15 protein-coding genes are annotated in these 13,255 nt (G+C 45.3%); 12 read left to right on the top strand and 3 right to left on the bottom strand.

All coding sequences use genetic code 11. The features are described 5' to 3' along the window. Nucleotides 1–2: 2 nt before the first annotated feature. The 9 genes from NWF01_01685 to hisI are packed head-to-tail and all read left to right on the top strand — an operon-like array spanning nucleotide 3 to nucleotide 6,642. The gene (locus NWF01_01685) at nucleotides 3–206 is read left to right on the top strand and encodes a hypothetical protein (protein MCW4023731.1); all 204 of its coding nucleotides are present in this window, start codon (nucleotides 3–5) and stop codon (nucleotides 204–206) included. Continuing rightward, nucleotides 194–1,195: an ATP phosphoribosyltransferase gene (gene hisG / locus NWF01_01680; protein ID MCW4023730.1), complete on the top strand. Its 1,002-nt coding sequence runs from the start codon at nucleotides 194–196 to the stop codon at nucleotides 1,193–1,195. Before NWF01_01685 ends, hisG begins: the two co-directional genes overlap by 13 nt. Beyond that, nucleotides 1,174–2,475 (top strand): histidinol dehydrogenase, encoded by a 1,302-nt coding sequence (hisD, locus tag NWF01_01675; GenBank protein ID MCW4023729.1) that lies wholly within the window; start codon nucleotides 1,174–1,176, stop codon nucleotides 2,473–2,475. Before hisG ends, hisD begins: the two co-directional genes overlap by 22 nt. After that, nucleotides 2,472–3,590: a histidinol-phosphate transaminase gene (hisC, locus tag NWF01_01670; protein ID MCW4023728.1), complete on the top strand. Its 1,119-nt coding sequence runs from the start codon at nucleotides 2,472–2,474 to the stop codon at nucleotides 3,588–3,590. The genes hisD and hisC overlap by 4 nt, the downstream gene beginning before the upstream one ends. A gap of 1 nt (nucleotide 3,591) precedes the next feature. Then, nucleotides 3,592–4,167, top strand: coding sequence for an imidazoleglycerol-phosphate dehydratase HisB (gene hisB, locus NWF01_01665; GenBank protein MCW4023727.1), 576 nt, complete (start codon nucleotides 3,592–3,594; stop codon nucleotides 4,165–4,167). Then, nucleotides 4,167–4,772 (top strand): imidazole glycerol phosphate synthase subunit HisH, encoded by a 606-nt coding sequence (gene hisH / locus NWF01_01660; GenBank protein ID MCW4023726.1) that lies wholly within the window; start codon nucleotides 4,167–4,169, stop codon nucleotides 4,770–4,772. The genes hisB and hisH overlap by 1 nt, the downstream gene beginning before the upstream one ends. Nucleotides 4,773–4,779: 7 nt before the next feature. After that, a complete protein-coding gene (hisA, locus tag NWF01_01655; GenBank protein MCW4023725.1) occupies nucleotides 4,780–5,505 on the top strand; it encodes a 1-(5-phosphoribosyl)-5-[(5-phosphoribosylamino)methylideneamino]imidazole-4-carboxamide isomerase in 726 nt (241 codons plus the stop codon). Between the two features lie 4 nt (nucleotides 5,506–5,509). Next, nucleotides 5,510–6,313 (top strand): imidazole glycerol phosphate synthase subunit HisF, encoded by an 804-nt coding sequence (gene hisF, locus NWF01_01650; GenBank protein ID MCW4023724.1) that lies wholly within the window; start codon nucleotides 5,510–5,512, stop codon nucleotides 6,311–6,313. Continuing rightward, a complete protein-coding gene (gene hisI / locus NWF01_01645) occupies nucleotides 6,310–6,642 on the top strand; it encodes a phosphoribosyl-AMP cyclohydrolase (protein ID MCW4023723.1) in 333 nt (110 codons plus the stop codon). The genes hisF and hisI overlap by 4 nt, the downstream gene beginning before the upstream one ends. 44 nt (nucleotides 6,643–6,686) lie before the next feature. Here the strand turns inward: hisI and NWF01_01640 are convergent, their stop codons facing one another. Beyond that, nucleotides 6,687–7,772, bottom strand: coding sequence for a hypothetical protein (locus NWF01_01640; GenBank protein MCW4023722.1), 1,086 nt, complete (start codon nucleotides 7,770–7,772; stop codon nucleotides 6,687–6,689). Nucleotides 7,773–7,995: 223 nt separating this feature from the next. Between NWF01_01640 and amrS the strand changes: the two genes are divergently transcribed. From amrS to prf1, 3 genes are all read left to right on the top strand, one after another. Beyond that, entirely contained in the window at nucleotides 7,996–9,051 is a 1,056-nt protein-coding gene (gene amrS / locus NWF01_01635; protein ID MCW4023721.1) for an AmmeMemoRadiSam system radical SAM enzyme, read from the top strand. A gap of 138 nt (nucleotides 9,052–9,189) precedes the next feature. Then, nucleotides 9,190–10,143 (top strand): formylmethanofuran--tetrahydromethanopterin N-formyltransferase, encoded by a 954-nt coding sequence (fhcD, locus tag NWF01_01630; protein ID MCW4023720.1) that lies wholly within the window; start codon nucleotides 9,190–9,192, stop codon nucleotides 10,141–10,143. A 72-nt stretch (nucleotides 10,144–10,215) separates the two neighbouring features. Beyond that, entirely contained in the window at nucleotides 10,216–11,484 is a 1,269-nt protein-coding gene (gene prf1 / locus NWF01_01625) for a peptide chain release factor aRF-1 (protein ID MCW4023719.1), read from the top strand. Between the two features lie 127 nt (nucleotides 11,485–11,611). Here prf1 and NWF01_01620 read toward each other — a convergent pair whose 3' ends face one another. Both NWF01_01620 and NWF01_01615 read right to left on the bottom strand, forming a co-directional pair. Beyond that, a complete protein-coding gene (locus NWF01_01620; GenBank protein MCW4023718.1) occupies nucleotides 11,612–12,688 on the bottom strand; it encodes a hypothetical protein in 1,077 nt (358 codons plus the stop codon). 171 nt (nucleotides 12,689–12,859) lie between these two features. Further along, on the bottom strand, nucleotides 12,860–13,177 hold the full coding sequence (locus tag NWF01_01615) for a ferredoxin family protein (protein MCW4023717.1): 318 nt from the start codon (nucleotides 13,175–13,177) through the stop codon (nucleotides 12,860–12,862). Nucleotides 13,178–13,255: the final 78 nt, after the last annotated feature.

Raw genomic sequence — 13,255 nt, 5'->3', positions numbered from 1 at the left:
ATATGGCAGGTAACGTTGTGGTGTGCTCAGTGGTGTATGATGAGGGATTATATTCATACAAGGCGATTGCGTTCATTAAAAGCAATCCAAAACCGTATAGCTTAACTAATACTTTGTTAGCTGTAGCCCTCAACATCAAAAATTCTTCAAAACAAAAAACAAACAGACCATTCTCTAAACTTGGTGAAAAATTATGGAAAAAATAAAATTTGCAATCCCAAAAGGTTCTCTGCAAAAAGCAACAGCAGAATTCTTCTCAAAATCAGGATTTAGAATAGGCTCATCCGACCGAACCTACCGCCCATCAATAAACGACCCCCAAATAGAAATGAAAGTCCTACGACCCCAAGAAATCCCCGTGTTTGTCAGCGAAGGCCTACAAGACCTTGGCATAACAGGCGAAGACTGGGTCAGAGAAAACCGCGCCGACGTTGAAGTTCTCCAGAATCTAGAATACGGAAAAATCCGCCTCGTCATAGCAGTCCCAAACAGTGTTCCCGAAGGCACAACACTTGGACAATTTATGGAATCCATTTGGAGCGAAGGCAAAAACTTCCGCGTCAGCACCGAATACCTAACAATAGCCAGCGAATACCTCAAAAGCACCCCCGAATACAAAGCCCGTTTTGGTGATGCTGACCCAATGCTTATGACGCCATGGTGGAGAAAAGGCGACAATCCCCGCGTAAAAATCTTCCTAAGCTTTGGCGCAACCGAAGCAAAGCCACCAGAAAACAGCGACTGCATCATGGATGTCACCGAAACAGGAACCACAATTGAAGCCAATAACCTGCGCATAATTGACACAGTCATGCGGTCCTCAGCGATTCTTATTGCAAACAAGAAAGCCTTACAAGACCCAGAGAAACGCGCTAAAATCTTTGACATTGTTGCGTTGCTCAAGGGTGTTGTGGATGGTTCTAAGAGGATTCATGTATTTATGAACGTCAAAAAAGAGAATCTGCAAACCTTGCTCACAGAGTTGCCTGCCTTGAAGAACCCAACTATTGCACCCTTGGCAGATGAGGAATGGGTTGGCGTTAACACGGTTATCGAAAAAGACAGCTTAATTGTGCTGTTGCCGAAAATCCGTAAAATCGCTCAGGGCTTGGTCGTGTATGAGCCGCGACAGGTTTTGGCGTTGGATGAGATTGGTCAAAGAGAGGAGAAAACGTGTCAAACAAAGTTGGAATAAAACTCTATAATTCCAAAAACCTTCCCTCTGACTGGTTTAAGAGGGAAAAAGCTGACCCGCAAGCCAGCCAAGCAGTGGAAGATAGCGTTAAAGAAATCATAAGCCAAGTAAAACAAAAAGGCGATGAGGCACTGCTGGAGTTTGCGCTAAAATTTGACAAGGCTAAATTGACAAGTACACGCCTGAAAGTATCAGAAGCAGAACTCGAGGAAGCCTACAAAATAATTTCTCCACAGCAGGTTGCAGCTTTAAAATTCATGAAAGAAAAAGTCGAAAACTTCCAAACACAACTGTTTAGCAAAACCAAAAACCAAACCCAAACCGACGGCATAACCGTAGAAACCAGCCTGCAGCCAATCGCAAGCGTGGGATGTTACGTGCCAGGTGGGCAAGCCTCTTACCCAAGCACTTTGGTTATGACTGCTGTTCCAGCTAAAGTTGCAGGCGTACCCCGAATCGTGGCGGTTTCTCCATCTGATGCGTTGGGAAACGTTAACCCTCTCGTGTTGGTTGTCGCAGACATTTGCAAGGTGGATGAGGTTTACAAGGTTGGAGGAGCCCAAGCAATAGCCGCGCTGGCTTACGGCACAGAAACAATTGCTCATGTGCAAAAAATTGTTGGTCCAGGCAGCAAATATGTTACCGCAGCCAAGGTTCTGGTTTCTCAAGACGTTGCTATTGACATGCCCGCTGGTCCCAGCGAGGTTTTGGTGATTGCCGACGAGACAGCGGATGCAAGATTGATTGCTTATGACATGATTTCACAGGCTGAACATGGCGGCGACAGCGTAGCCGGGTTGATTACAACTTCTGAGGCGTTAGTTGCTAAAGTGCAGGAAAACCTATCCGAACTTGCAGTTAAAGCTGAGCGAAGCGAAAAAATCATTGTTTCACTGGAAAAGTTTGGTTTCATAATCACATGCAAAAACCTCTCAGAAATGATAGAGTTAACTAACAAGTTCGCTGCTGAGCACCTTGAAGTGTTAGTGGCAAACCCCCAAGAGGTCGCAGAAAAACTCGTCGCGGGCTTAATTCTTCTGGGACCATACAGTCCAGTGCCGCTAAGTGACTATGGCAGCGGAACCAATCACGTACTGCCCACGGGAGCATTTGCCCAGTCCTTTTCAGGATTATCCGCATTTGACTACACACGGCGCGTTAGCATCGTAGAAGCTTCACAGCAAGGCTTAGAGCAAGTAAAAGAAAACATCAAAATCCTAACGACTGCTGAAAACCTTCCCAATCACTACAAAGCAATAGAGGCAAGATTCCAAAAATGAGCTCATATCAAAACTGGTTACAGCAAAAAAAGCAAAAACTCGCAGCAATAGACTGTTACTCAGCGGGAGCCACGCCTGAAACAGTCGCCAAAAACCTTGGCGTCTCAACAGATGAAATCGTCAAGCTCAACTTTAACGAGAGCTTCTTTGTTGACCGCAAAGAACAGGCAAAACTGGTGCGAGAACTCGCCGACGAGTTTGACCTGCGCATGTACCCCGAAGATGAAATCCCCAAATTCTTCAAAAAACTCTCAGGCTACATCGGTGCACCCGAAAACTGCCTCATAGTGGGCAACGGCAGCGACGAACTCATTGACCGCATAGTGCGGCTCTTCATTGAGGAAGGTGAAGTTGCGGTTTCTTTCTCTCCAACTTTCAGTATTCCACGTTTGTGCATCAAGCGGCAGAAGGGCGACTACATCGCGGTACCTTTACTTGATAATTTGCAGCTTAATGTGGCAGGACTAAAAGCACAATTCAACGAAAAAACAAGGCTTCTCTATATCTGTTCACCAAACAACCCAACCTCGACCCAATTCAAACCCGAAGACATCGCGGAATTAGCCAAAGCCTTCCCAGGTATTGTCATTTTGGATGAGGCGTATGGTGAGTTTGCGGATTACTCGTTTGTGCACCGAATCAGTGAGTTTCCTAACATGGTGATTTTGCGCACGTTCTCCAAAGCGTTTGGGCTCGCCGCGCTCAGGTTGGGTTATGCGGTTGCAAACCCTGAGTTAGCTAAACTTATCTCAGAAAAATCCCCCTTACCCTACCCGGTTAGTGGGTTTACGTTGCGTATGGGGGGCAAAATGCTTGACAACGTGGCTTTAATGACGACCGCCGCTGCAGAACTCATTGCAGAGCGGGGAAAGCTCATTAAAGCATTAAACCAAATAAACGGTGTAGTAGCCTTCGATTCGCAAGCCGACTTTCTGCTGGTGAACACTTCCAAGCCAGCTGATGAAGTTTACGAGAAACTGATGGCGAAAGGAATTATGCTCAAGAAATGGGGCAGCCCAATCCTGCGCTACGAAAACTGTTTCCGCGTAACCGTTGGCTTGCCTGAAATGAACCGCAAACTAATCGAGGCATTAAAACAAATTCAAAGTGACTAGTATGAGGACAGCACAAATTAGCCGTAAAACCAAAGAAACCGACGTGCAAGTATCCGTGAACTTAGACGGGGAAGGAAAAGCCCAAATTAGCACCAACATACCCTTCCTTGACCACATGCTCACCTCACTTGCCACACACAGCCTAATCGACATGACCGCATCCGTCAAAGGCGACCTAGTACACCACATGGTAGAAGACATCGCCATCGGCTTAGGCGAAGCCCTAAACAAGGCATTGGGCACACGAGAAGGTATCGTGCGGTTTGGCAACGCAGCCGCCCCAATGGATTGCTCACTTGCGTTTGCAGCCGTGGATTTAGTTAAGCGTCCCTACTTCAAAATCGACCTCAAACTAAGAGGACGAAAAGTAGAGGAAATGCCAACCGAAGACATCGTGCACTTCTTTGAATCCCTATCAACCAGTTTACAATCCAATGTGCACGTTTACATAGAATACGGCAGCAATGATCACCACAAAGCAGAAGCTGCAATCAAAGCCCTCGCGCTATCGCTAAGACAAGCGGTAGCCATAGACCCACGGCGTAAAGGTGTTCCAAGTAGTAAAGGTGCAATGTAGTGGCAAAAGCAGTAATCTTCGACTACGGCGTAGGCAACCTGCTCAGCCTCAAAACCGCTCTTGAAAAAGCAGGCTTAACCGCCACCATCGGCACAACAGCCGACGACCTCAAAGACGCAGACGCCCTTGCACTCCCAGGCGTAGGAAGCTTCACTGCGGCATCCTCAAAACTGGACGCCGTCAAAGAGGTTTTGCAGCAGAAAGTAGCAGATGGCACGCCCCTTTTAGGGATTTGCTTAGGCCTGCAGCTCTTTTTTGATTCCAGCGAGGAAGGTCCAGGCGAAGGCTTAGGCTTTTTTGGCGGCACAAATGTTTCCTTAAAGGGAAAGGTGAAAGTGCCTCATATGGGCTGGAACACGCTAGACATTGTCAAGCCAAACGAGCTCTTCAACGGCATCGAGAACGGCAGCTACGTCTACTTTGTGCACTCTCTCTATCCAGAGCCAACTGACAAATCCATAATCTGCACCAAAACCGAATATGAACAAACTTTCACATCCGCTGTAGCTAAAGGCAGCGTTTATGGTACACAATTTCACCCAGAAAAATCAGGCGAAATCGGATTAGCAATCCTACGTAACTTCGCCAAAATAGTCGTGAGGTAAACAAGGTATGCAGTTGATACCAGCTATAGATTTGATGAGCGGCAACATTGTACGGTTAACCCGCGGAGCAGCTGAAACCGCCAAAAACTACACCAGCCAATTTGGAACACCCCTGCAAGCTGCCCAGCGTTGGCAGTCTGAGGGCGCAGGCAAACTGCACATTATCGATTTGGATGCAGCATTTGGCATCGGCGACAACCGAGGCGTTATTGCTGAGATTGCCAAAAATGTTGCTTTACCCATTCAAGTCGGCGGCGGAATTCGCAGCGTTGAAACCGCAACTAAAGTGTTGCAAGCTGGCGTTAAGCAGGTGATACTGGGCGCTTTAGCATTCACTAACCCCGATGCCATCATTCAGATTCAGGAGAAATTCGGCAATGACTCCGTGATTGTGGCTTTAGATAATAAGGATGGTCAAATCATGGTTGAGGGCTGGCAAACCAAAACCGCCATGAACGTTGACTTGGCATTAGAAAAATACACCACGATGGGTGTGAGCACTTTCTTGATAACCAGCATCGCCCAAGACGGCATGCTCACAGGTCCCGACCTGCAAACCCTCAGCTCAGCCGCCATGTACCCAAACGCAAAAATCATCGCGGCAGGCGGCATCGACACCATCGGCGATTTAGAAGCGCTACGCGAAATCGGTTGTGAGGGCGCAGTTATTGGTAAAGCTCTATATGAGGGAAGATTCACGCTAAAAGAAGCAATACAAAAACTAGGAGCCTAACAAGATGCCATTAGCAAAACGTATAGTACCCTGTCTTGATGTTGACCACGGCAAAGTCGTCAAATGCATAAACTTTCTCAATCCTAAATGTGCAGGCGACCCAGTTGAGATGGCAAAACGCTACAGCGACGACGGCGCAGACGAACTTGTTTTTCTCGATATCACTGCTTCAAGTGAGAAACGCGATATCATGCGCAAGTACGTAGAAGGTGTCGCTAAAGCAATTAGCATCCCCTTCACTGTAGGCGGAGGAATCCGAAGCGTAGCCGACGCCCGCTCAGTGTTATGCAGTGGTGCAGACAAAGTCTCAGTAAACACGGCAGCAGTAGAAAACCCAAAGCTCATAACTGAACTTGCCGACGTTTTCGGACGCCAATGCGTTGTCTGCGCTATTGATGCTAAACGTAACCGCACCCCATCTGAGGGTAAAATTATGGTGGACACGGCTGAGGGTAAGTTGTGGTTTGAAGTTGTCACTTATGGGGGCAGAAAACCCACTGGTATTGACGCTTTGGCGTGGGCTATGCAGGCTGAACGGCTGGGTGCAGGTGAATTCCTCGTTACCTCGATGGATAAGGACGGCACAAAAGATGGCTACGACATCGAATTAACAAGGGAAATCAGTGAACGCACCAACGTTCCAGTCATTGCAAGCGGTGGAGCTGGAGAACCAAAGCACCTCTTAGATGTGTTCACTGATGGCAAGGCTGATGCGGCGTTGGCAGCTTCAATTTTTCACTATAATAGTTATCCTGTTCCAATTGTGAAGGATTATTTGCGTAAGGCGGGGGTGAATATTAGAACATGACCCCAACTGGGCTCTTAGAGAAACTTGACTTCAAAAAAGGCGACGGACTCATCCCCGTTGTAGTGCAAGACGCAAACACCAAAGCCGTGCTAATGCAAGCATACGCTAACCGCGAAGCCGTAGAACTTACGCTGAAAACCAAGAAAGCCACGTACTGGAGCCGAAGCCGCAGTGAAATCTGGGTAAAAGGCGAAACCAGTGGACACACACAAAAAGTCATCAGCGTCAGCACCGACTGCGATTACGATTCGCTACTGTACGTTGTTGAGCAAACTGGACCAGCCTGCCACACTGGCGAATACAGCTGCTTCTTCAACAAACTCTTCTAATTTTTTTTTTAAAAAAAAAGTTTGCCCCACTTATTTACACGAGACTATTTTGGAGTCTGACTTGTTTTTTGAGGAGGTGTTTTTCGTTTAAACATTATAAACCCTGCCAATGAACCAAGAGAAATAGCGCCAACAACTGCTATAAAACAGCTCATTTCCCATTCTTGCGGTGTTGCTGGAATGACATGATATAAAGAATGATCCTCGCCATCGTAGACTCTAAAGATAGTTGGTTGAGCTTGATAAACAAAAGACGCGACGCCGTTCTCATCAGCATAGACTGTATACGGCTTTATTCCGTTTGCTTCTACGGTTATCACTGCATTACTAATATTGTAAAACCGTGAATAAGTCTTATACGACACCCAAGTTGTGACTTGAAATGTAATGTTTTCGCCTATTTCGGGGTTTTGGGGATTCAAGGAACTAACGTAAACGCTATCTTGGGTGTTTAGACCGCTGAAAGTCCACCAAAACGGAACCCCAAATATTTGAATCAACAATAGGAAAACTGAAACACCGACCATAGCGCCAGCGTAAACGCTTCGGGTATAACAAAAGGTACTTCCAACTTGCCCATAATATTGTCTTGTTTTTTTAGTTAAAAAATATATAATGAAACTGATTGAAAAAATGTAAGTTGGTAAGACAAAATAATAGAACTCTGGTTGATTGGCGGCAACAGGTATTATTTTCCATACTAAATCGCGGATAAAACTTAATACAAGAAGAGCGCTCAGAAACACCATTATGGCGTGCCACAAATATTTTGAACAAACCTTACGAAGAACAAGTATTGACAAGGGCAGACTTGTCAAAGCAAAAAATCCAAGAAACCAAATTAAATACAGCCCTCTGGATACCCCAAATCCAAATATTACCATCATATAGGAAAAAAAGCCAACGATCAACGAACTAAAGAAAGCAACGTAACCAAACAAAGTCACGCCGTTCGGTTGAGTTCTGGGTTCTTTTTTACCTTCAGGTGCAATAGCAATCAAGATTAACCCTAGAATTAAAATTAATATTCCTACAACTATCCCATACCACGGAAAAGATATTATGTGATATATTCCGATTAAACTCAAAGATAAACCTGTTAATAATCCGATTTTTCTTACTTTACCCACTCTGATACAACACCTTTTGTTCTAACAAGAGTGTCATAGTCATTATCCTTCTATCTTTAGACCTAAAGGTTTCAGGGCTTACTCAACTTATTCACTACATAACGATGTAGTTATAACTATTAAGCATTTGAATAGCTAAAAAACGATGAATTCAACTTTGCCTTTGCGATTAAACTTTTAAACAGAACCGTTCTCTTTTAACTGCAGGGATTAGTGGAAATTTATGTCGCTTCATGAAGCAATGCTCTACGAAAAACAAGCCCAAAACAAAGTCAAATGCAACCTGTGCGCACGACGCTGCCTAATCAGTGATGGTGCAAGGGGGTTTTGTATGGTTCGCAAAAACCAAGAAGGCACACTCTACACACTCAATTACGGCAAAGCCGTTTCCATCGGTGTTGACCCCATCGGCAAAAAACCGCTCTCACACTTTAACCCTGGTGCTTCGGTACTCTCGTTTGCGGCTGCTGGCTGCAACTTTCGCTGTCAATTCTGTGATAATTGGATGATTAGCCAAAATCATGAGGTTGATGGGCGAGCTTTCACGCCAGAGCAAATTGTGAAGGCTGCACAAGACAGCAAATGTCAAGGAATCAGCTACACCTACACTGAACCCACAATCTTCATGGAATACGCCTACGACACCGCCAAACTCGCGCATGAAGCAGGCTTGTTTAACACGTTTGTAACCAACGGGTACATGACACCTGAAGCCGTAAAGACCATTGCGCCTTATTTGGATGCGGCAACTGTGGATTTTAAAGGTGGTGGAGACCCTGAATTTTACAGGTCTCAATCTGCGGTGCCTCACGTTGAAGCGATTTATGAGGCGCTAAAAGAGTTCAAACTAAACGGTATCCACCTTGAAATCACAAATTTGGTTGTGCCTAAAATCGGCGATGACATGAACAGGATTACTAAGTTGTCTGAGTGGATACGTGACAATTTGGGCAGGGACACGCCGTTTCATCTTTTGCGTTTTCATCCTGAGTATAAAATGACTGGTTTGCAGGCTACTCCCGTTGAGGATATGGAGCAAGCATATTTGACTGCTAAGGAGACTGGGCTAAATTATGTTTATCTTGGTAACGTTGCGGGGCATCCTGCAGAGAACACGTATTGCCCGAACTGTGGCACGGCAGTGATTAAACGCTTCAGCTTTGACATAACCGAATGGAACCTAACCGATAACATGAATTGTACCGTCTGCGGACGCCATCTCCCAATAAAAGGCAAAATGCACCCCTCAGGCATAACTTTTCCATCCTCAATTTTTTAACCATTAACATTTAACATGGAAAAAACAAGCTACCCTTTACAAAAACTCTTAAATTGTTCCATCTCGTAACTCACATGCAAGGTCTCTTCCATGTCAAACAACCAGCTTGAAATCCAACGATATGATGAAAGCGAAAAAATGTTTTATGTAAAAACCCCAAGTGGCAGCATTGTTCAAGTCGCAGACACTTTTGCAGAAATGTTCCCGCTATGGGTAGGGAGAGTTTTAATCACAGCCAAAAACGAGAAATGGGCGCAAATCGCTGGAAGCATAACCACCGGGTTTGCCACAAGCGTTATTGAAGCAACCGCAGAAGCAGCAATAGAACGCGCTATCCCAGCAGACCAAACACCAGACAAACGCCCAGGCGTGTATATTCAAATTTATAACCGTGACCGCTTTGAACTCAAAAACCAACTCATGCAACGCATTGGGCAGTGCACTTTAACCTGTCCAACAACTGCAGCGTTTAACGGGTTAGTCGGCAAACGTACTCTAAACGTTGGCAGTAGCCTTCGCTATTTTGGTGACGGCTTCCAAAAGAAAGCCATGTACGGTGGCAGGAAATGCTGGAAAATCCCAGTTATGGAAGGCAACTTCTATGTGGAAGATGGGTTTGGCGCGATGGAAGCAGTTGCAGGCGGCAACTTTATGATTTTCGCAAAAGACGCCGAGTCAGGTCTTCAAGCAGCCGAAGCCGCGGCAGATGCAATCCGTGCAAACGCTCCAGACGTGATCATGCAGTTCCCAGGTGGAATATGCCGTTCTGGAAGTAAAGCTGGTTCACTAAAATACAAACTTAAAGCTTCAACTAACCAAACTTACTGTCCAACACTGCGAACCATAGTGCCAGACACAGTGGTTCCAGAAGGCGTAAACTGTGTTTACGAAATCGTTATGAACGGCTTAACATTGGATGCAGTAAAGAAAGCCATGGCAGAAGGCGTCACCGCAGCAGTTTCTGTTCCAGGCGTCGTAAAGATTTCCGCTGGCAACTACGGCGGTAAACTTGGTCCTTTCAAGGCTTACCTGCGTGAAGCCATCGGGGTTCCAATGCCAAAACCTGAAGCCCCAGCAAAGGCTAAAGCGTAGCCTTCTTCTTTTTATGTCGCAACTTTTATTTTATCCTAATTAACGTTAGATAATAAAATTTAGTGAATTATGTTGAGCACCGCAAAAAAATCCTCTCTTGAGCTGTTTCGGCTTCGAAAAATGATCAATGCCTTAGCCAGCAAAGAGGGTAGCCACACAGAACTTATCACCATTTATGTGCCACCTGACAAGCAAATCAGCGACGCCGTTAACCTGCTACGCAACGAGTACGGCACAGCAAGCAACATCAAATCAAACGTGACAAGAAAAAACGTGCTTGACGCCATCACTAAAGCTCAACAAAAACTCAAACTCTTCAAAGACCCCGGCGAAAGGGGAATTGTAATCTTTACTGGTGCACGTCCTCAAGAGGGCGGTGGACCTGGAACTGAGCGCATGGAATCTTTCGTGATTGTTCCGCCTGAACCGATTCGTATTTTTCTGTATCGTTGTGATTCACGTTTTCATACTGAGCACCTGCAGGAGATGCTTAGGGAAAAAGAAACCTATGGTATTTTGCTTGTGGATGCTTCTGGCGCGACTATTGCTACTCTTGAGGGTAAGCGTTTGCAGATTGTTACTGAGATGCATTCGGGTGTTGCAGGTAAAACCCGTGCGGGTGGTCAGTCAGCTAGGCGTTATGAACGGTTGCGGGATATGCAGCTTAATGAGTATTTTGTTCGTGTGGGGCATCATGCTAACGAGATTTTTTTGCCTCTTGAAAACCTAAAAGGCATCATTTTGGGTGGTCCTGGACCAACCAAGTATGATTTTGAGAAGGGCGATTTTCTTAATTATCAGCTTAAAAAGAAAGTAATTGACATCGTTGACACGGCATATGTGGAGGAGCAAGGGGTTAAGGAAGTGGTGGATAAAGCCCCTGAAATAATGCGTAAAGTCCGCTACATCGAGGAGAAAGAAATCATGCAGAAATTCCTCTACGAAGTCGGACACGACAGCGGCATGATAACTTACGGTGAAGCTGAAGTTCGTCAAATGCTCCAAGCGGGCATGGTGCGCACGTTGATTGTTTCTGAAAACCTTGACATGACCCGCGTTACCATAAAATGCGGCGCCTGCAACAATGAAGAACAGCACACCGTAAAAAATGTGGATTTGCAAACTTTTGAGCAAAACATCTCGGGAAAACCCTGTAGCAAATGCAAAGCACCCTCATACACAATCGTGGATAAGCAGGACGTTATTGATGACTTAGCAGCGTTGGCAGAGATTTCTAATGCGGATGTTGAGGTTGTTTCCACGGAGACTGAGGAAGGTCAAATGCTAAAGAGTGCGTTTGGTGGTATCGCGGCGATTTTGCGGTATAAAATGCAGAGTTAAACTTGTGTTTGGTTGATGCTTTTGTATACGGAACGGGTTTTTGGCTTGGAAAAGCGTCAATAGCAACCTATCCCTCTATAGTTTTTGCAATGAGTTTCTATTTGGAGCCTAATAGGAATGGTATACTTTATTTTATTGGGGTTTTGTTGGGTGTATGTTTGAAATGGTACACTGTTATTGCCGCAACTGTAACGATTGCTGTTGCCACAACTGACCCAACAATCAGGCTTAAGTTTTCTACTGGACTTGGCTGAGGCGAATTATCACCAGATGGTTGTGCTGTACTGTAACCAGCTGGAGTATAGACCTCAACAATGTTTGTTGGGTTACCTGTGAGCGTGGAGACATCAAGGCTGCCGCCAATCACGTAGATTTTGTCATCTACAACTGCGACTGCGCAGCTGCTTCTTCTAGTTGGTGCATCAGCCATTTGACTCCACACATCAGATACAGGATCATGACAGAAAGTTGAATTAACCGCGGTAGTCTGCGCTAACCCATGAACAATACAACCACCAATAACATAGATGCGTTCTGGCACATACTGCCCTGTGGTGGCTGCTATGACTGATTCTGAGTATTTCTGGGGTATTGTTGCTCCTGTGGTCCATGTGTCAGTTGTTGTGTCATAGATCAGGTTTGTTCCATCTGAAAGTATGAAATAAATTTGTTTGTCAAGGCAGGTGGTTATGAAATAGTACCCAAACCCTGTAGGCATAGGCGCTAACGGTGTCCACGAGTTAGTTGCAGGGTCATACACTTGATTCTGATTATTTCCCTGACCTGCTCCACCGATAACGTATATTTTTCCGTCAACCACACTTGCACCCATAACCCTAGCATAGTAAGGTGGAACCTGTTTGGTTTCCCAAGTATCCGTTAGCGTGTTGTAGGCTTCATTTACGCCTTCACCTATTGTGTATATTGTAGTGTTTATTGCTGTGGCAGCAAAGAATTTTCCTCTGGGGGTTGGCATGGCTGTTTTTTGTGTCCATGCGTCTGTTGCAGGGTCGTACATGTAGGTGGATGAGTCCTGGAAAACATAGATTTTATCTTCAACAGCAACAGCTTTCATATCTCCAGTCTGCGGTATTGGCGTTTTAGTTTCCCATGTGTCTCCTGTTTGCTGCTCAGCATTAGCTATCAAGGCAGGGCTTAATGTTGCTAAAAGAGCAAAACAAAGCAACAGGGTGGCAAGTTTCATGATTTTTTTCACCACACCCAAATGAAACCCACTTCACTTATTAGCTTAATGCAAAAAACGTGCAAAACAAAAAGTGACCTGGAATTTTTGGCTTGAAAACTCGCCATTAAAACCTCTACCCTTCTATGGTTTCTGCAATGAATTACTAATAGGAACCAAATAGGCTGGTAGCTATGGGGGAACGGTGATTTTTATGGCTGCAGAGGGGCATTGCATTTCGCAGGCAAGGCACTGTATGCAGTCTTTTTCGCGTGTGGGGTCAGCTTTACGTTCCGATAGTGGATGTCCTGGCGTGTCAGCCCAATCATAAAGCGACACAGGACAAACATCAATACACACTCCATCACCTACACAACTATCCCAGTCCACGGCAACATTGGTTCCGTGAATACCAAGTTTTGCTGGTGGCTCAACTGGTCCCCAAACGCTGTGACCGTTATGTTCACTTACAACTTGTCGGTTTTTTTGAAAATCAGGATCAATAGGCAAAAAAATTCACCATTTAAAATTGAGTACGCGAGTGATATTAGGGTTTCTAGTGTAGGATACGTAAAGATTTTTTGAAAC

The organism is Candidatus Bathyarchaeota archaeon (assembly GCA_026014585.1).
GTDB lineage: Archaea > Thermoproteota > Bathyarchaeia > Bathyarchaeales > Bathycorpusculaceae > Bathycorpusculum.
This window is presented reverse-complemented; position numbering and strand designations above follow the sequence as displayed.